Genomic DNA, 18,787 nt, shown 5'->3' on the forward strand with positions numbered 1-18,787 from the left:
CCGGCGAAGGTCGCACCTCGCCTCGCTGCCGAATCCCGGAGCGTCGCTATCGTTCGCTGCCCCGTCGGTGTGAAATTGTGCCTCGGGCGAAGGGACATTGGCAAGCCGCCGCCGTGTCGTTCGCCCAAAACCGCTCGATCATTGACGCCGCGCACGGACGTGGGTAGCGTATATCTCTGGCTTCAAGTCCGTCGACGGTGAACCGCCCGACCGTTTCATCGCGACGTCGGTTGGGCAAGGGTGTCGCACCGTAGCTTCGTGAACTTTTTGATCGGGGAGGTCTCGACCGTGTTTTACAGAACATTCGGCGCAGGATGGTTCCTAGCAGCCATCGCGTGCTGTTGGTTGCCTTGCACGATTCGTGCCGCTTCCGCGGCGGAGTCCGACAAGCCCATCCATTCCGACCGGCCCAACGTCGTGATGATCATTTCCGACGATCAGGCGTGGACCGACTACGGTTTCATGGGCCACCCCGTCATACGGACGCCGAACTTGGACCGCTTGGCCGCCCAGTCGCGACTCTTCACGCGGGGCTACGTCCCCTCATCCTTGTGCCGCCCTTCCCTGGCGACGATGATTACGGGCCTGTATCCGCACCGGCACGGCATCACCGGCAACGATCCGACGCTGCCCGATCCGAACGTCAACAGCATGACGGGGCGCCGCCAGCCGAAGTACGCCAGGTACTACGAGACTTTGATGCACCGCATCGAAACCCACCCGACGCTGCCCCGACTTCTCGCCGAGCGGGGATACGTCTCGTTTCAGAGCGGGAAATGGTGGGAAGGAAACTTCTCGCGCGGCGGGTTCACCGAAGGAATGACCCACGGCGACCCGAATCGCGGCGGACGGCACGGTGATGAGGGACTAAAGATCGGCCGGGAAGGCATGGAACCGGTCTTCGATTTCGTGCGTCGAGCCAAGGCGGACCAAAAGCCGTTTTTCCTTTGGTACGCTCCCTTCATGCCGCACGCTCCGCACACGCCGCCGAAACGCATCCTCGATCATTATTTGGCGCTGGTGCCGAGCGAGGCCGTGGCCCGATATTACGCCATGTGTGAATGGTTCGACGAAACATGCGGCGAGCTACTGCGATTTCTCGAAAGTGAAGGACTGTCCTCCAATACCGTCATCGTCTATGTCTGCGACAACGGATGGATTCAAGACCCCGACAAACCGCATCACAATTTCATGCCGCGTTCCAAACGTTCCCCTTACGAAGGCGGCATCCGTACGCCCATCATGGTCGGCCTGCCGGGCAAGATCGAACCGCGACGGGATGAAAAGACGTTGGTGAGCAGCATCGACCTGGCTCCCACCATTCTGCGACTGTGCGGGGTGTCGGTGCCCGCGGACCTGCCGGGCGTGGATTTACTGGACGATCAGGCCCTCGCCGCCCGATCGACCGTCTTCGGCGAGATATACGACCACAACGTCGCCGACGTAGACCACCCGACGAAGAGCCTGCAATATCGCTGGATCATCCACGGCGACTGGAAGTTGATCGTACCGGCGGACCCGGCGACTCCGGCCGAGTTGTACAACGTGATGAAAGACCCGCATGAAGAGCACCCCGTCACGGATGCGGATTTGGAGCGACGACTCCGCGGGGAACTCGATGCTTGGTGGAACGGGGAGGAACAATAGTCGGCGCGAGGCCGCGCCCCACTAGCCTCGTACCTTTGCTGCTCAAGGGCCGTTTGTCGCTACCGATGCTCGCGACGAACGGCCTTTTTGCTTCGGGCTTCCTTTCAGCCGGAGGCGTATCCCTGCGGATGGCGAGCGAACCAGTTCCAAGCCGTGGCGACGATCTCGTCGATGTCGCGGTACCTCGGCTCCCAACCAAGTTCGGCGCGGATTTTCGAGGCGTCGGCATAGAGGACGGCAGGGTCGCCGGGCCTGCGGGCGCCGTATTCGATCGCGACAGGCCGACCCGTCACGCGCCGCGCCGAGTCGATCACCTCGCGAACCGAATACCCCTTTCCGATGCCCAAGTTGTAGATGCGGCGGTCCCCCGGTCGCAGCGCGGCCATCGCCGTGACGTGGGCCTCGCACAGATCCTCGACGTGAATGTAGTCTCTGATGCAGGTGCCGTCCGGAGTGGGATAATCCGTGCCGAAGACGGTGATCTTTTCCCGCAACCCCAAAACCGTTAACAAAACCGAGGGAATCAGGTGGGTTTCGGGGTCGTGGTCCTCTCCCAAAGAACCGTCGGCCGCGGCGCCTGCCACGTTGAAATAACGCAAGGCGGCATAGGCGAATTGGTCGTCGGCTTCGGCCTCGTCAGCGAGAATTTGCTCAACGAAATACTTCGACCGCCCATACGGATTGATGGGACGCTGCGGCAACGTCTCGACGATGGGTACTTGCTCCGGTTCGCCGTACGTGGCACAGGTGGAACTGAACACCATACGCCGAACTCCCGTTTGACGCATGGCATCCAGCAAACTGATCGCGCCCGCCGTGTTGTTGGCGTAGTATTTCAACGGTTCCGTCACCGACTCGCCCACATAGGCCAAGGCGGCGAAGTGCATGATGCACTCGATCTCGTGTTGGGCGAGAATCCGCCGCAGCGTCGGACCCTCGGCCAAGTCGGCGTGATAAAAGGGGACATCGGGGGGCACGGCCTCGCGGTGGCCGCGATACAAGTTGTCCAACACGATCGGTTCATGGCCCGTCCGCCGCAGCACCTCCACGGCGTGCGACCCGATATAGCCGGCCCCGCCGGTCACGAGAACTCGCATTCTGAAATACTCCCTTCGTTTCCCATTCTTGCCGCGCGGCTCTCGCCTCGCGGTCCCGTGCGGAGGTAATTTCTAAAAGTCTAGCTCCTATCCGACGCTCGGAAAAAGGGATACCGCGGGCCGGCGTGCGCCACGCCATTCTCCAAATGGACGCCAAGTCCAAAGGGAAAACAGCTCTACGCCCCCGCGGTAAATGGAACACCGACGTTGCCAAAGCCGCTTGTCTACGGACACAATAGTGTCGTCTCTATGCCATGCTCGAAACCAAGAGTCGTGGGCTTCGGAGATAGCTGCCGCCGCCCAAGCAATCGCAACTCGGAATAATCCATCGAAGCGTATCGACCGCGGGAAATGCGTCGATGCGATGCTTTGTCAACGGTGTCACGAAGGCTCACCGGATGCGGCACCGCATCACGTGCTCGTTTTTCTCGTCGTTTTCATCGGCGATTATTGCCTGACAGGGCCCGAAGTCACATTCAGCAGACTTCAGAACCACGAGGTGCGAATTGATGGACCAGGTCTATGAGATGGTCAACGCCCCTAGCGCCGAGCAATATGTTCAAGCGCTAACGACGCTACAACGAGAAGGACGCGTCAGCGACCTGCACCAACTTCTCTTCCAACTTCACTACCAAGCCCCCGATCGCACGGTAACGGCAACGCAGTTAGCCGAATGGGCCAAGCTCCCTAGTCGCGGAATCGTAAATCTTCGATATGGCAGTCTCGGGCGCAAACTTTGCCGGCAACTCAAGATTGAGCCCAAACTACGTCCGAAAGACAAGTATCTGTATTGGTCGGTATGGTCACGTGGCTGGAAGGATGCCCAAGGCCATTTCCTGTGGCAGATGTTGCCGCAAGCGGCTGCGGCTTTGGAGCAATTGGGCTGGGTCGCCACTGCAACCGATTTCAAGCTGCCGGATGAGGTGAGCGAAACCGATCACTTCATCGAGGGCGCGGAAAGCCGAATCTTGGTCAATGCTTATGAACGTAACCCTGGAGCGCGCCGCCGGTGCATCGCCGCGCACGGCACCGCTTGTGTGGTCTGCGGGTTCAACTTCGGGACGCAATACGGTCCCGAAGCTGGAGGCTACATCCACGTGCATCATATACACCCGCTTTCCTCGATTCGCGGGCCCCACACCGTTGATCCCGTGAGGAACTTGCGACCGGTGTGCCCTAACTGCCACGCGTTTTTGCTTTTGGGTAAGAAGGACCGAAAGATTGAAGACGTGCAAAGACTTCTCAGGGAACGACGGAAGAATGGCGGTTTACCGCCTCATGATTAGCTCAAGCTTGATTCCATCGACGCTGCTCACTCCGGTTCGCTGGGTGCGGACCACGGTATTCCACTGCACGAGACCCGGCTTGACGTCGAAGCGCCGTGCCGTACTGGCAATGTCGAAAAATGGGGACGTGATACGTCGTCGGATCAGAGGAGGGTGGCGGCATGATTTGCCCTCGCTGCAAGCAAACGCTGGAAAAGAGACTTTCACCGAAAGGCTCATTTTTCGAGTGCCCCGCGTGTCGCGGACGGGCGATCAACTGGTCCGTGACTCGTAGTCGAATTCAGAAAGAGGCCGCCAATCGAATCTGGCAAAAGGCCCGGGAAGGCGGCCCTTCCGCCGCCGCGTGTCCCGCCTGCGGTTACTTCATGCGTCTCGTCGCTCTCGGCGATGCAAACGATTCCTTGGAGCTTGACGTTTGCATGCGATGTCTCTTGGTCTGGTTCGACCGCGAGGAACTCGAGCGACTGCCCGCACGACCGCAAGCCCCCGCCTCGAACCACGAACTACCACTCAAGGCGAGGGAGGCAATCGCGCTGATGGAACTGGAAAAGCTGCGTCTCCGCGAGGAAACAGAGGTCGCGTCGAACTCCCTGCCGGAGGACCCGTTCCTGTGGCCGCCGTTGATTCTAGGCTACCCCGTCGAGATCGACGCCCCGAGCGTCCGCTCATTGCCGTGGATCACATGGGGACTCGTCGCAACCTGCGTCGTCGTCTTCTTGCTAACGTGGCATGATACGCTCGGCTCCGCTCAGGCATGGGGCTTCACGCCGGCCGAGATGCTCCGTCGGGGCGGTGCAACGATTTTTACCGCGTTTTTCCTCCACGCGAATATTTGGCACCTCTTGGCGAACACGTATTTTCTGTTGATCTTCGGCGATAACGTCGAGGATTTGATCGGTCGCCTCGCCTATCTCGGACTGTTGTTAGTCGGACAGCTTCTGGGATGCCTCGCCCATGCGGTTTGGGATCCGCACGCTACGGTCCCCTGCGTTGGAGCGAGCGCCGCGGTGTCGGCCGTCATGGTCTTTTACGCTTTGAGTTTTCCGACGGCCAAAATCGGCATCCTCTGGCACTGGTACTGGGTCTACATTTCGTGGGTAAAAATCCCCGTCATCGCCTGGCTTGCGATTTGGCTGCTTGCTCAAACGGTTTTCGCGGCCTTCCCCAGCGAAGGCGGACCGGCCGTGGCGGTGGCGGCCCACCTGGGTGGAGCGGTTGCCGGACTGTTATCGTGGCTCACCTTCCGCATCCTCCACTTCCGGGATACCGAGGCGACGCAGGCGCGATCACCACGCCCCTTGCCCGACCACCGGTCGCCCTGATCTCATACCTGGGCGATCACGTGCGGCACTCCGGTTGCGCAAAAGACGCCTCAGGTTTTCTTTCACCGATCTTGTCAAGGCCGCTTAACGACGGACACAATGGTAGCGTCCACAACGGCGTCGCCGGCATCGCGCGTCGCATTCGTTTTTCTCGGACACGACGCCGAAAGCCGCGGACATTCCCGTTGCGGCGAGTCGATCGTAAAAAATCGAGGATTCAAGAGGTCTGCCATGGGCAAAGATACCGACGTCCGCGTGGTTTCGGTGGACACCGCCGTGGAAGAGTACGCCTACCGCACGCCGATGAAGTTCGGCGGTCGCGTGGTGGAGGGCGTGATTCTGCGCAACGTCCTCATCGAGGTGGAAACACGCCGCGGGCTCCGTGGACGCGGTTTCGGCTCCATGCCTGTGGGAAATGTCTGGGGTTGGCCTAGCAACACCTTGACCGCCGACGAGACGCTGGCCGCCATGACTCGCATGGGCGAGCATCTGGTCTCTCGCGTCGCCGAATACAAAGGTTGGGGACATCCCCTCGAAATAACGGTGGATTGGGCGGGGTATTACGATGACGCGGCGACTGAAACCATCCGGGAATTGCGATCGCCGGAACCGATGCCCAAGCTCGCACGTCTGGTCGTGGCCAGTCCGTTCGAGGCCGCCCTCCACGATGCTTACGGTAAGGCCCTCGGCGCAAACTCATACAATCTGCTGGGCAAGGAATTCGTCAGCACCGACTTGGGGCGTTTTCTCGCCCCTGAATTCGCGGGCGAATACCTGGACGCCTATACCTTGCGGCAACCGAAAGATCGCATGCCGCTGTACCATCTGGTAGGCGCTTTGGATCCGCTCACCGAGCAAGATATTCCTCAGCGTCTGAACGACGGTCTGCCCGAAACGCTTCCGGAATGGATCACCGCGGACGGCTTGACCCATTTGAAAATCAAACTCAACGGCAATGAATTGGATTGGGACGTGCAGCGTGTGGTCGCCGTGGATCGAATCGCCGAGGAAACGCAGCGGCGGCGCGGTTGCGACGCTTGGTTCTACTCGGCCGATTTCAACGAGCGGTGCCCCTCCGTGGAGTACGTCTTGGAATTCATGGCCAAGGTGCGGGAACAATCGCCGCGGGGATTCGAGCGACTGCAATACATCGAGCAACCGACGCACCGGGATTTGCGTGCCCACATGGAAAACAAGATGCACCGCGCGGCGGCGGTCAAACCCGTGGTCATCGACGAATCCCTGGTCGACTACGAAAGCCTGCTGCTCAGTCGTGAATTGGGCTATTCAGGCGTGGCCCTGAAGGCTTGCAAAGGGCAGACCGAAGCCCTGCTGATGGGCGCAGCGGCCCAAAAGTTTGACCTCTTCTTGTGCGTCCAAGACCTGACGTGTCCGGGCTATTCCTTCCTGCATTCGGCCTCCCTGGCGGCGCGAATCCCTACAGTAGCCGCCATCGAGGGCAACGCTCGGCAATACTGCCCGGTCGCCAACCGCGGATGGGACGAGGCTTATCCTTCCATGTTCCGTATTCACGACGGGACGGTGGGCACCGGCGTTCTCACCGGACCGGGGTTAGGTTTCGAACCGATCTCGGCCGACCTTCGCTGACGCCGAGCCTGCGGCAAAACGCCCGCGGAGCGGCGCGGCCTACGTCTCGGCGGCGTCGCGGAGTCCTTGCCGCTCCAATTAAACCGCCGCACAGGCCGCGGGAACCGGCGTCAGCCCCACTTCCAAGGTGAGCGGCCCCCAGTCCGTTTGGAAATTGATGCAGATCGGCGTAACGTTCGAGGGAAAATGGACTTCGTGGCCTTTTCCCGTAACGACATTGGGTAGGCTGACGGCCAATTCGTAGGTCTCCAGTTGAGCTTTCGCCCCGCCGGCCACCATGTTGGTCAACTCCCCGACGGCGTCGAGGACGTCCCCGTCAATCTCCGTCGTCTCCGCCAAGAGCAGGATGGATGCCGCCTTCAGCGCAACCTCACGCGATAGGCTTAAGACCACCGTCCCCACCGCCTTGCCGGTCAATCCGATCACGCCGCTGATTTCGTGCGACGAGCGACCGTCCTGCTTCAGACTCAAATCGCCCCGCCTGACCCGGCAGTTCAACATCATCTGAAAGGTGTTGTTCAGCGACGTGATGAACGGATTGATGAATTCGGCTCGCATGAACGGGATGCTCCACAATATCGCTCGCGTCCGCGTGTATGGATCCGTAAGGCCGGTTTCGGTCTATCGGCTACGGTGGAATCGGCTCCCGCCCCTATGCTGCGGAATCTCCGTCCCGCATATCGAGGCAACTACCGAAACAACAGCGGGTCCGTTCAGCCGCTCATTCCAGTCGCGGTCAAAAACCGTGCGACGCTGCCCGATTCTTCGCAAGCGTAGGTTTCTCTCGCCGGGGAGTCAAAGCCCTCCGAATGAAGGAAGTCATCTCGGGCGAAAAGGTAACCGCGAAATCGCCAGAATTCGCACAATCGCACCGCCACTTGCGGATCGGATGGTGCGACTTACGGCCTCAGATTGCCTCGTGAAAATACCCCTCCCAAACGGCGGAGAAGGCGTCCGACTCGAACAGTTCCACCCGCAGACGGTTGACCGCCGTTGTCGGGAATTCCGGGGCTTCTTGAAGGGCCGAACGAACGGCCTCGCCCAAATAGGCGACCAGGTTTTCCGCCGTAGTGTTGGGTACCGGCAAGAGGCAGCAATCCTCGCGAGGCAGGCACCACCTCTTTCCGGCAGAGGCAAGTCGGACCTCGCCGTCCTGTTCCGAGACGTGAATCTTGGAGGTATCACACGGAATCAGGACGCGGTGATCGAGGGGGAGCAAGATGTCGCGAACTATTCGCTCCAGATGGAGAAAATCAAACAAAAGACCGGCCTGCGACGGTCGGCCGGTCAGTTCAACTACGACCCGATAGTCATGTCCGTGCAAGGTTTCACACGAACCGTCGTCGAAGCAAATGAAGTGCGCGGCACTGAACCGGAGGTGAGGCGAGGCCGCCTTGATGGTTACCAAGGAAGCGGAATGCGTCACGAATCCTCCCCATCATCTCCTTCACCGGGCCAAGGTGCGGGACGCCGCGTCTTACGCAGTGCCCGCACCCGCCGCACCATGCTGCCATCCGGCTTAAGCCTTCGGCAAACGTAGCGAACTCAATCCGAATCGGGCGGCGTCTCCGGAACACTTCCGGCGGGCGTCACGCCCTTTCGATCCCGGCGCTTCTCCAATTCCCGCCCTACGACCTGGCTCAAGCGGTCCGCCGCACGGTTGATCACCGTGACCAAATCGGCGTCTCGATCCTCAATCTTGATGAGCTTGCCTCCTTTCAGAGAAACCAGAACGCGACACTCCTTGTCCACGCCCCCTCGCGGACCATTCACGTCTTCGAGGACGACTTCCACGCTGTTGATCCACCCGTTGAACTGATCGACGGCGAAATTGATACGCCGCTCAACTAGTTCGTGCGTGGCCTCATCCAAATTGACGCGACGGGTCAAGACGCGGAGATCCATAGTACCCTCCTCTCAAACCGCGAGAAAACAAGGACGTCCCCGCCGGACGCCCTGACGGTTGCGCAAAAGAAGAAGACTTCGGCCCCGAAAAACTGAAAAGGATGGAAATCTCTTCGATGGCGGATGCCGCATCGAATCTCCCGATTCTTTCCATCCCACTTGCATGGGCACCCCCTAAGAAGAAGAGTTTTGCTTCCCTGCCTCAAAGTCGAATCCCTGTGTGTGAAACCAAGGGGGCCTCTTGGTGTCACGAAATCGTCATCCATATCCTAACCGTGTTTCGGCCACAAACAAGCCTTTACCCTAATTGTAGTACGCAAAAGGCCCCAACAACCCCAATTCTCCACCACTTGAGGGGGGCATTCCGATTCGTCACACAGGCAATCTCTGATTGTAAGGACGTCGGGAGCCTGCCGACGGTTCGGCCCTTCCAATGGCCGCGGTGAGATCGTTCGTGTCGCCACAGTGCGCTCGAAGCGATCCAATCGGTCCAACCTGCCGCGAAAGGCTACCCCCACACATTGTCCCGCCCCTGCCGCGATGCGCAAACGCGGCGCCACGCCTGCTGCTCGAACTTTCCGCTACCTGCGAAACCGCCGAGGTGACTGCGGTGTATACTGTTACGCCGGGACGAGAGCAAGAGTCGGTCTACGACCGATCACGATTTCGCAACCCCGTCCATGTAAAGGTATTGATACGCGTAATACGATTTTTTCACCCGTCGAGACGGACCCGATCCATGATGGTTGCTACCCGCGGATTCTCGTACATCGTCGTGCTGCTCGGACTGCTCGGCGCGGCTTGGACGCCGCCGTCGTCCCTGGGAGATCCGCTCGATTGGGGACTTGTTCCTGAAGATTGGAATTGGTGTGCCCATCTGGATGTCGAGAATTTGAAAAAGTCGCCTTTGGCCGTTGAAATCATCGACTATCTCGTGGAAGAAAACGCCGATCTCCGCAAGCTCCGTGAAATCCCGATCATCGGCTTGAACCCCGGCGAAGACATCAAGAGCGCTACCATCCTGGGCACCGGGTTCAATCCCGAACAAGGCATCGTTCTGCTCCGCGGAAAGTTCGACCAAAAGCGTTTGACGGCTTTGGTGTCCCTTTCGCCGGGCTACGAGACGCATTCCTTCGAGGGCAAGACGCTGCATCGTTGGTGGGACCGCGATCAAAACTCGCACATGGTGGGTGCGTTCCTGAGCGACGATCGATTGGCATTCGGTAAAGATGAAGCCGCGCTCCGTGCCATCATTTCGGCGGGCGCGGCGAAGGGAAAGACGGCGGATCCGTTTTTCGTCAACGATCCGCAAACGTTTTTCGTCTTCCACGCTCGCGGTTTGGACGAGTTACCCGTTCCGTTTGCGTCGCCCATTGTGAAGCGCAGCCGACGCCTGAGTCTGGCGATCGGTGAGCGCGGCGATCGGGCATTTGCCGTCCTGGCCGCCGAGTTTCAGTCCGCGAGTACCGCTGCCGACGTGCGAGATGTCCTGGCCGGCTTGACGGCCTTTGGACGCCTGCAAAACGCCGATCAACCTCGAATTTATGAGTTGCTGCAACCCGCCCGATTCACCACCGCGGGAAACATTGTCCGCGGTGAGTGGGAGGGTTCGTCCGCGTCCCTGCAAGCCGTTTGGCAAAAGGACGTCGTTCCCAAGTTGCCCTAAGAACTTTACCTCGCGGCGCCCCGGGAGAGATTGCATCACAGGATGTCCGCGGTGCAAGAATCGGAAATGCGATGCGGCCTCCAATCGCTGTCCGATGAGCAATTGGCTCATCAGGCACAGCAGGGGTGCGTCGCAAGCTTCGAAGAGTTGGTGCGGCGCTACCAAGTTCCCATCCTGCACTTTCTGCGGCGCAAGGCTTTTGCCGTCAGCGACGTGGAGGATATGACGCAGGAGACGTTTTTGCGTGCCTATCGCAAGTTGCGACACTATCGCAGCGACCGGGCCTTTCGGCCGTGGCTGTTTACGGTGGCCTTTCGCGTCGCCTTGAACGCGGCCCGCGACAAGAAACGGGCGGAACAGGCCAAGGCGATGGGAGACCTCGTGATCGAAGCCCCGCCCTCCGATCGCGGCAGGGACGATCGCGAGACCCGCCTGCGATTGTGGAACATCGCCGAAGACGCCTTGAGCGAACCGCAATTCACCGCATTGTGGCTGTTTTACGTGGAACAAATGAGCGTACGGGAAATCGGCGACGTCCTGGGACGATCGGCCGCATCCGTCAAGACCACGTTGTTTCGCGCGAGAAAGCGACTGGAGCCTTACCTCCAGGAGTTCACATCGGAGGGATGACGACCGAGATCGCACTGTGCGGCAAGTCTTGCCGCGAAAGGAGAGGCGGAGCGGCGACTGCCGAGACCATGTTTCCAATACATTCTGATGATTCGTGTTGACGCCGTCATACGCCGCTGTTGTCGTTCGTCGTTGTTGATGGTTTTGCAAGGGGATTTCCCATGTGGGACCCGACTTTTTCCAATACCGATCGCGAACGTTTCGCGGACTCCCGGTTGGGTAAACTCCTTCGGGAGGAGGCCGTACGAGATCGCCCGACCTTCTCGCCGTCGCTCCACGCGCGGATCATGGAGGCCGTCGAAAACGATCCGCCGGAGGAAAAGCGAGAACTTCGCCGACTGCGAAGCCACGAAGCGGGCGGCGGACTACACTTGCCGGCGGTTACCTGGGGCATGGTTGCCGCGACCCTATTGATCGGCTTGGCCGTTTGGTGGTTGGCCGTCGAGTATCGCAAGCCCGGCGAGATCCCCGCCCCGACAACGGGCGAACGTCATGTCGCGCAGGATTCCGCGCCGTCCCAACCGGACATTGCCGCGTCGCCTCCCGATGTTTTGGAAACCGCTTCATCACTCCCCGATATCGCGATCCGTCAATTGCAGTCAACGTTAGTACAGGTTCAGGATCGAAAGTGGGCTTATCTGGATCGCGACGCCGTGGCGGCCAAACGTTTGGTCGAGAGCCAGTTTCCGACCGGTTTGGCGGCGGCCGACATGCCCTGAACGCAATCCAACGATGTGCTCGGTGTGTCATCATGGAGCGGGATGCGGCAGGGTGCGCAGAGTGACACTCCGTCGCAGGTCCGATCGAACATGCTCGTCGCCGTTGGCGCCACCGGAACCTTTAGCGACGGGTTCGGCTCGTGCGGAGACGGTCACGGGGCAAATCGTGCATCGCCACGGCGGTTGTGTGAGTTTCAAGTTCGGTGTTGTTCTTTCACTGGAGGAGTCGTGTGATGAGAAGTAGAGTGTCGTTGCGGTTTTTGGCGGGCGCCGTCCTATTGGGCGCGATGGCCGCCTTGGCGCCCTCGGTCGCCGAGGAACCGATGGGCGTTGTCCGAATCGCTTCCCTCGACAAGTGGAACGCGATCCTGGACGGGATTGAGGAGGTGAGCGGGGATTCCGCGGTCGGCAAGGCTTTGGGTCCCGCGCGGATCGGTCTGGCGATGGCTCGCGGAAGCGGCATCGACGAAGCCCGCCCTTGGGGCCTGGCCTGCCTGCCCGTCGGCGACAGCGCCGGCGTGGTCCTGATCGTGCCGGTCAAGGACGTGGATCAACTTCATCAGACGGCGAAGCCCGCCATCGAAGAACTCGAGGAACTGGGCGACGGTATCTTTCGCGTCAAGATGGGCGGACGTACCCTGTTCTGCTCGTTGGGCGCCGGTTGGGTCTACGTTTCCGAAAAGGCGGAGGTCCTGAAACAGGTCCCCACGGACCCATCGCCGTGGTTGGACGCCGTCAAGGGTGAGGGCTTTGTCGTAGCTCGCGCGAATCTCTCCGCCGTGCCCCGCAAGCAGGCCGACAAGGTGCGCGATTGGCTGCGCAAAGAAGCGCGCCGGTCTCTGCACCAAGAACCGGGCGAGAGCGACGCGGTCTTCGAACTTCGCAAGGCCGCGGCAAAACGCATGGAAGGTCTGCTCTGGGATGTTCTGGAACAGACGGAAACCGTGAGCATCGGTGTGAACTGGGATCGCTCGGGAGGCAAGGTCATTCTCACCAGCCAATGGAAGGCCCAAGACGGGACGGAATTGGCGGATTGGTTCCAGAAGCAGCAAGGATTGATCAGCCCGCTGCCGCTCTTGCGTTCGTATCCCGGAACTCTCTGCTACATGGGTTGGAACTACGTCTTTCCGGCGGCCTCGCACACCGAGCTGGCCGCGGCGGGTCAGGTCATTCGCGATGAATTGCACGCGCAAATCGACCGCAAGCTGCACGATCCGGCCGAGGCGGAATTCGCCAAAGGCATGCTGGACGATCTGCTGCGGCTTCTGGGCAAGGCAGCCGAAAGCGGCCGCGCCGAAGGCGCCACTGCCGTGTTGGGTCGAGGCGATGAACTCTACCTGATCGCCGCCGGTCGCGCCCCGGATCCGCGCGGAGTCGAGGAACTGGCGGGCAAGATCATCGAGGCGATTCAGGCGAAGGCCCCGCAGGCGGTGGTCTCCGTTCAGCCCAATGCCTTTTCGAACGAAGACTTCAAGATTCACCTGCTGACGTTGAACATGCCGGAGGATGCAGCCGACAACCCGGCGGTGCAGCGCATGTTCGGACCCACGCTGAAACTGGCCATGCTCGTCTCGAAAGAGTATGTCGCGGTAATCGTGGGGAAGGACGTCGGACCGATGCTGCGATCCCTCGTCGAGGAAGCCGAATCGCTCGGCCCGCAGGTGTCGCCTGCCATGGAGATGCGCATCAACGTCGAGAAGGCGGTCGCCTTCGCATCGCAATTCGCGCCCGAGCATGAAAAAGAGAAGCTCTCCGCGGTTCTGGAACTGTTGAATAAGACCTCGGATGATGACGGGATTCGGGTAAGGGTCACGTGTGAAGGTTCCGAGGTCCGCAAGACCGTCGAGATCGACCAGACCCTCTTCCTGATTCCGCGCGCTGCCAGGTAACGAGGTTTGCGTCGGCACCGCTCTTCGCGGTGCGCTCATCAAACCTTGGTAGGCTTCCCCAGCCCGACTTCGGCCTTTGCCGTGGTCGGGCCTTTTGCTTTTGCGTGATCAACTCGGCCCCCCAAGCGAAGCCATCGCAAGAGCCTCGCTCCGGCGGCAGACACCAATAATGCGACGCCCTCTTCCGCCGGAAACCGCTGTTCCCCGTGACATCTCCGCGCCTTGACCCCTTGGGCCATTACAACTATGCTCGTGGCGTCGAAGAGCAATGCTGCGGCAGGGAGGGATGGCGATGTGCCCAAGAAGGTTCGTCCCGGCGATTGTTCTTGTTCTTGCTTTCTCGGCAACAGCTTATGCAAATGCTGGGACACCGCTGATGTGGGTTTCAGCTTTCCACCTGGTTGTAGGCAACTTGTTTTTGGGCATCCTGGAGGGGCTGTTGCTGGTGTGGTGGTTCCGCGCGGGTGCGTTGAGTGCCATCCTTTGCATGATCGCGGCCAACTACTTTTCCGCATGGTTAGGGGGTTATCTTCTTTTACTGGGCCTGGCCAAGGCGCCGGATATTAACCTGAGCAATTACTGGTCTTGGTTTTGGCTTTTCTGGATTGCGGCATTTGCAATAACGTGTGCTTTGGAGTTTCCCTTTGTTCTTGCCGCGTTGTGGAAGCGTAGTCGGGGCTTCGGCAGAATTGCCCTTGCTTGTTTGCTGGTGCACGCCGTCAGCTACCTTCTGCTAACGGGGTTGTATCGGAGTGCCAGCAACGTGACACTTCTGACCGAGTTCCATTTGGTTCCTATCCAGGAGATGAATACCGAAGGTCCCTATCATTTGTTCTTTATAACCGCGGATGGAAAACACGTGGTCGAATCGAACCTGTCGGGATCATTCCCGCGCCCCGTGTTTTCGATTCCCGCTGCGGATCAACCAAGTAGGCTTTCGGCAAGGCCGAATGAAAGAGGTCGATACGATCTGTATCTTCTCTACCATTCGTCGGGGCCCGAGCCGTCGTACGAGATGATTCAACCGGATTTTGCCTGTCAAGCACCCCTGAATTTTCGTTTGAGTTTGTATGGCGAATGGGACCCAAAGGACGCTTTCTGGCCCGACTTATTTGTCCCAGCGCTGGAAGAGCCTTCGTTATGGGAATTCCACCTTGGTTTTTGGGCTGTTGAAGGGATCCTTGCCACGAACAGGGTTACCGGCGCTACCAGATCGTGGGGGGTCGAAACGCCAATGGTCCAGTGGCTTGTCACAAATGCCGTTCAATTGGATCGAGATCGCTTGGTGTTTCAGTTAGGACGGGATCAAATCTGCCTGCTTGAGCCTGAGACACGGCGGATTGCCCTCATCGCGCGCGGCTTCGGGCCTCTCGTTGCAAGGAAATGTCCTTCAGAGTGATCCCGGCACGGCGCCAACGAGCCGTTTCCGCTGTTACTCCTCTTGCGGCTAACTCAGTTCGAGGTTTAACAAAGTGGGCAAATCGAGTAGATTTGCAAAAGTCACCCGTGTGTGACTGCGGGACAATGGGAGGAGTAAAGAAGTGCTTGACAGGCCGGCAGGTAAGACACCTCTCGGTTCAGCGTTTTGCATGACCTCCAACGTTCCCTCCACTCAGACCGCTCTCCGGCGACACACGCTTCGCAATCGAAAGATCTCGGACCAGTCTGCCTAACCGGGATCAACCCCTTGGATAATCGACGCCGCACGGTTTTCGAGGCACTCCATTCAGAGCAGCGTCAGCCTAGGCCTACTACGCCGCAAAGCCTTGCCCGGAAACGATTTCCGCCAAGGGGTCGTTTCTATACGGACGCGGTACGCCCGGGCGCGCATCATCTTGACCACACTGGGGATGCGGCATACACTGTCAACAGGCTTTTCGACCCCGGCGACCGGTTTTTCCAAGTCCATCCCCCGATTGGTGATCCGACATCGTGAAACGGGCTATCATCAGCGACATCCACAGCAACCTCGAGGCATTGCAAGCCGTCCTCGCCGACATTCGATCCCAGGGCATCGAAGAGGTTTATTGCCTGGGCGACATCGTCGGGTACGGCCCCAACCCGCGCGAATGCGTCGACCTGGTCATGAATTGCCAGGTCTGTTTGCTGGGAAACCACGATCAGGGCGCCCTCTTCGATCCCGAAGGCTTCAATGTGGGCGCGGAACGCGCGATCTTCTGGACCCGGGAACAGTTGGAGGACATCAATTCGGCCTCCCCGGCGGCCTTCAAGCGATGGGATTTCTTGGGAGAACGTCCTCGCGTTCACAAGGAAGGGCCGATCCTCTACGTGCACGGGTCCATCCGCAACCCCCTCAACGAGTACGTGTTCCCGGAGGATATCTACCAGCAAAGCAAGATGGAAAAGATCTTTTCCATGATCGAGTGGATATCTTTTCAGGGGCACACCCACGTTCCGGGCGTCTTCACCGAAAACCTGGAATTCTTCTCGCCGGAGGAGTTGGATAACCAGGAGTTCCACCTGGACGAAAATCAGAAATTGATGATCAACGTCGGTTCGGTGGGACAACCGCGGGACGGCGACCGCCGTGCGTGCTACGTCATCCAAGAGAACGGACTGGTCCGCTTCCGCCGCGTCGAGTATCCCGCCGAAATCACGCGAGAAAAGATTCTGGCCATCCCCGAGTTGGATAACCGCCTGGGAGATCGGCTTCTCGAAGGACGATAAGCGGCAGGGTTCGAACTTGGCGGGATGCGTCTTCGCCCCAACCCCTTGCCTGGCGGTCTATGATATAGAGTCTCAATTCCCACCCGACCGGGTTGAAGCGGTGCTTCATCGGGTGGGAACCCCCCCCGGTTGCATTTTGCTACCCCTAACGGAAGGAGCTTTCCAGCATGTCGGACATCACGTTGGAACAGGCCCAACAGGTTCTGGCCGCCGCCCTGAAGAAGTCCCAGGAGATGGGCGTGAAGATGGACATCGCCGTGGTCGATGCGGGCGCGAATCTCAAGGCTTTTGCACGCATGGATGACGCCTGGCTCGGTTCCATCGATATTGCGATTCGAAAGGCGAAGACGGCCCGATTCTTCGACATGAATACCGGGGAAATCGGTAAGTTGTCGCAACCCGGCGGTCCGCTCTACAACATCGAGCATTCCAACGGCGGACTCATTTCCTTCCCGGGCGGCGTGCCGCTGAAAAACGCCGAGGGGCGAATCATCGGGGCCGTCGGCGTGTCGGGCAGCACCGTAGAGGACGATCACGCCGTAGCTTTGGCCGGCGCCGCCGCCTTGAATGGTTGACGACGGCCAACCGCCGCCGCCAAGCCATGCTTCGCCCCGTCCCAATCGATGCCGAGTCGGTTTACGTCGACGGCATTCACGACGGGGCGCTCATTCCGCGAAAATGCGGCGAGGAGCCCATTCTCCGCCGGTCTAAATAGCACGGCATCATTAACCGTCAGCCGGTTATGTCTGAGGGGCGCCGCTCGTTTGGGGTAGGGTCCTTACGCATCGGCCTTCGACTCGGATCCGATCTTCGGCCAAGAGTTGCAAGGCGTCCCGCAAGGCCAAGCGCTCCTCGTACAAGATTCGCCGCTCCAACTGTTCCACGGTGTCATCCACGGCAACCGGCACCGCCCGTTGTAGAATCACCGGTCCGCGATTGTGCGACTGATCCACGAAAAAGATCGTACATCCACTCACTTTGACGCCGCGGGCCAAAACGGCCTCGTGGATCCGCCTTCCGTATAGAGTTCGATCGGTAAAAGCGGGTGCAAGGGCCGGATGGGAACTGATGACGCGGTGTCGGAAATCCTCCGGAATGGTCAAATGGACGCTGAAGCCCGCCATCACCACGATCTGAACTTCGTTTTCCCGGCAAAGGCCGAAGATGGCCTTGCTGTACTCTCCGCCGTCGAGAAAGCCCGTCCGCTCCAGAACCTCCACCGGAATTCCGCGAAACTCGGCGTGCTGTAATCCCGATGCGTTTGGGGTACTCGCCAAGACCAACCGCACGTCCAGGTCGATCAAACCGTTATCCACGTCATCCAAGAGGTCATGGAGCGTGCGACCGCTGCCTGAGATCAGGAAAGCAACCCGCAACGGCGGTCGTCCGGAAGCATCGCCTTTTCGGTCATCGGAATCGGGCATTGTAACCGCTCCTCGCTACCACCCTCGCTCGCTCAAGGCCGCTTGCGGATGCGGCCTCGGACGCCCCCCACGGAATCACTTGTCCCCGTTGGGCCGAGTCGCCTACCGCCAAGAACCTCGCGCGATTCTAGTCGCAGCCGAACTCTCCTGATTCTATCGTTTTTTCGGCCGACCTTGGGATAGCGTCTCACGGCGGATCCCCGTGAAATTTCCCCCAATGACCCGACAAAACCTCCGGAAGAGGCATAATTAGGGAACTTGCGGGAAATTCGTGTCCGATTTTTCGTTCCGGACGGGGATAAGAAAATAGGGGCCGGAACAGAACCTCCCAAGCGACTCGTCCAGCCATGGAGAGAATCGAACGAGGCGATGCCGCCGAAGCGGGTGAAGAGTTCGTCCGACTCTGGACCGTCGCTCAGAGGAAGGTGTTTTTGTCGATTTTCGCTTTGGTGCACAATTTGGCCGACGCCGAAGAGATTCTGCAACAGACCAGCGTCGTCCTGTGGCGAAAGTTTTCCGAATATCGCCGCGACCAAGATTTTACGCGTTGGGCCTGCGGTGTCGCGCGATACGAAGTTCTGAAACATCGACAGGCGAAGGGAAAGGCGGCTTTGCCGATCTCCGAAGAATTGCTCGATCGATTGTCGACCTCCGCCATCCGTGAATTGGACGGTCTGGACCGGCGCCGGGAAGCCTTGCAACAGTGTCTGGAGGAGTTGCTGCCTCAACATCGAGAATTGATCCGGATGCGTTACCAAGAGGACTGCCGTCCCGAGGGACTGGCCGCGCGATTGGGCCGGACCGCCGACGCGATTCGACGCGCCCTTCACCGCATCCGCATGAGGCTGCTGGAGTGCATGGATCGAAAGCTAGCCGAAGAAAGAACCTAGCGTCCGACCGTCCGCC

General features: G+C 59.6%; 17 protein-coding genes. 12 read left to right on the forward strand and 5 right to left on the reverse strand.

Annotation, left to right across the window (positions count from 1 at the left end; genetic code table 11):
* Positions 1 to 288: 288 nt before the first annotated feature.
* Positions 289 to 1,647: a sulfatase family protein gene (locus ACYQ6J_RS03130; protein WP_460182739.1), complete on the forward strand. Its 1,359-nt coding sequence runs from the start codon at positions 289 to 291 to the stop codon at positions 1,645 to 1,647.
* A 104-nt stretch (positions 1,648 to 1,751) separates the two neighbouring features.
* Here ACYQ6J_RS03130 and galE read toward each other — a convergent pair whose 3' ends face one another.
* Positions 1,752 to 2,744 carry a UDP-glucose 4-epimerase GalE gene (gene galE, locus ACYQ6J_RS03135; protein WP_460182740.1) on the reverse strand — a complete coding sequence of 331 codons (993 nt, stop codon included), beginning with the start codon at positions 2,742 to 2,744 and terminating at the stop codon, positions 1,752 to 1,754.
* A gap of 509 nt (positions 2,745 to 3,253) precedes the next feature.
* Here galE and ACYQ6J_RS03140 point away from each other — a divergent pair.
* The 3 genes from ACYQ6J_RS03140 (at position 3,254) to ACYQ6J_RS03150 (ending at position 6,960) form a co-directional block, all read left to right on the forward strand.
* The gene (locus ACYQ6J_RS03140; RefSeq protein WP_460182741.1) at positions 3,254 to 4,030 is read left to right on the forward strand and encodes an HNH endonuclease; all 777 of its coding nucleotides are present in this window, start codon (positions 3,254 to 3,256) and stop codon (positions 4,028 to 4,030) included.
* 263 nt (positions 4,031 to 4,293) lie between these two features.
* Entirely contained in the window at positions 4,294 to 5,352 is a 1,059-nt protein-coding gene (locus tag ACYQ6J_RS03145; RefSeq protein ID WP_460182742.1) for a rhomboid family intramembrane serine protease, read from the forward strand.
* 231 nt (positions 5,353 to 5,583) lie between these two features.
* Positions 5,584 to 6,960 (forward strand): enolase C-terminal domain-like protein, encoded by a 1,377-nt coding sequence (locus ACYQ6J_RS03150; RefSeq protein ID WP_460182743.1) that lies wholly within the window; start codon positions 5,584 to 5,586, stop codon positions 6,958 to 6,960.
* A 78-nt stretch (positions 6,961 to 7,038) separates the two neighbouring features.
* Here ACYQ6J_RS03150 and ACYQ6J_RS03155 read toward each other — a convergent pair whose 3' ends face one another.
* From ACYQ6J_RS03155 to ACYQ6J_RS03165, 3 genes are all read right to left on the reverse strand, one after another.
* Positions 7,039 to 7,518 carry a chemotaxis protein CheX gene (locus ACYQ6J_RS03155; protein ID WP_460182744.1) on the reverse strand — a complete coding sequence of 160 codons (480 nt, stop codon included), beginning with the start codon at positions 7,516 to 7,518 and terminating at the stop codon, positions 7,039 to 7,041.
* A gap of 349 nt (positions 7,519 to 7,867) precedes the next feature.
* A complete protein-coding gene (locus ACYQ6J_RS03160; protein ID WP_460182745.1) occupies positions 7,868 to 8,386 on the reverse strand; it encodes a 6-pyruvoyl trahydropterin synthase family protein in 519 nt (172 codons plus the stop codon).
* A gap of 119 nt (positions 8,387 to 8,505) precedes the next feature.
* Positions 8,506 to 8,865, reverse strand: a complete 360-nt coding sequence (locus tag ACYQ6J_RS03165; RefSeq protein WP_460182746.1) for an HPF/RaiA family ribosome-associated protein — start codon at positions 8,863 to 8,865, stop codon at positions 8,506 to 8,508.
* A gap of 739 nt (positions 8,866 to 9,604) precedes the next feature.
* Here ACYQ6J_RS03165 and ACYQ6J_RS03170 point away from each other — a divergent pair.
* The 7 genes from ACYQ6J_RS03170 to ACYQ6J_RS03200 all read left to right on the forward strand — a co-directional run bounded on the left by ACYQ6J_RS03170 (position 9,605) and on the right by ACYQ6J_RS03200 (position 17,032).
* Positions 9,605 to 10,531, forward strand: a complete 927-nt coding sequence (locus ACYQ6J_RS03170; RefSeq protein WP_460182747.1) for a hypothetical protein — start codon at positions 9,605 to 9,607, stop codon at positions 10,529 to 10,531.
* A gap of 42 nt (positions 10,532 to 10,573) precedes the next feature.
* Positions 10,574 to 11,161, forward strand: a complete 588-nt coding sequence (locus ACYQ6J_RS03175; protein WP_460182748.1) for an RNA polymerase sigma factor — start codon at positions 10,574 to 10,576, stop codon at positions 11,159 to 11,161.
* Positions 11,162 to 11,322: 161 nt separating this feature from the next.
* Positions 11,323 to 11,880 carry a hypothetical protein gene (locus tag ACYQ6J_RS03180; RefSeq protein ID WP_460182749.1) on the forward strand — a complete coding sequence of 186 codons (558 nt, stop codon included), beginning with the start codon at positions 11,323 to 11,325 and terminating at the stop codon, positions 11,878 to 11,880.
* 233 nt (positions 11,881 to 12,113) lie between these two features.
* Complete coding sequence (locus tag ACYQ6J_RS03185) at positions 12,114 to 13,769, forward strand: hypothetical protein (protein WP_460182750.1); 1,656 nt, start codon at positions 12,114 to 12,116, stop codon at positions 13,767 to 13,769.
* Between the two features lie 268 nt (positions 13,770 to 14,037).
* Positions 14,038 to 15,168, forward strand: coding sequence for a hypothetical protein (locus ACYQ6J_RS03190; RefSeq protein WP_460182751.1), 1,131 nt, complete (start codon positions 14,038 to 14,040; stop codon positions 15,166 to 15,168).
* 533 nt (positions 15,169 to 15,701) lie between these two features.
* The gene (locus tag ACYQ6J_RS03195; RefSeq protein WP_460182752.1) at positions 15,702 to 16,457 is read left to right on the forward strand and encodes a metallophosphoesterase family protein; all 756 of its coding nucleotides are present in this window, start codon (positions 15,702 to 15,704) and stop codon (positions 16,455 to 16,457) included.
* Between the two features lie 167 nt (positions 16,458 to 16,624).
* Positions 16,625 to 17,032: a GlcG/HbpS family heme-binding protein gene (locus tag ACYQ6J_RS03200; protein WP_460182753.1), complete on the forward strand. Its 408-nt coding sequence runs from the start codon at positions 16,625 to 16,627 to the stop codon at positions 17,030 to 17,032.
* A 165-nt stretch (positions 17,033 to 17,197) separates the two neighbouring features.
* Here the strand turns inward: ACYQ6J_RS03200 and purN are convergent, their stop codons facing one another.
* Complete coding sequence (purN, locus tag ACYQ6J_RS03205; protein ID WP_460182754.1) at positions 17,198 to 17,881, reverse strand: phosphoribosylglycinamide formyltransferase; 684 nt, start codon at positions 17,879 to 17,881, stop codon at positions 17,198 to 17,200.
* A 347-nt stretch (positions 17,882 to 18,228) separates the two neighbouring features.
* On the opposite strand from purN, the gene ACYQ6J_RS03210 reads away from it, so the two are divergent.
* A complete protein-coding gene (locus tag ACYQ6J_RS03210; protein ID WP_460182755.1) occupies positions 18,229 to 18,771 on the forward strand; it encodes a sigma-70 family RNA polymerase sigma factor in 543 nt (180 codons plus the stop codon).
* Positions 18,772 to 18,787: the final 16 nt, after the last annotated feature.

It is taken from the genome of Thermopirellula anaerolimosa, from assembly GCF_054657335.1.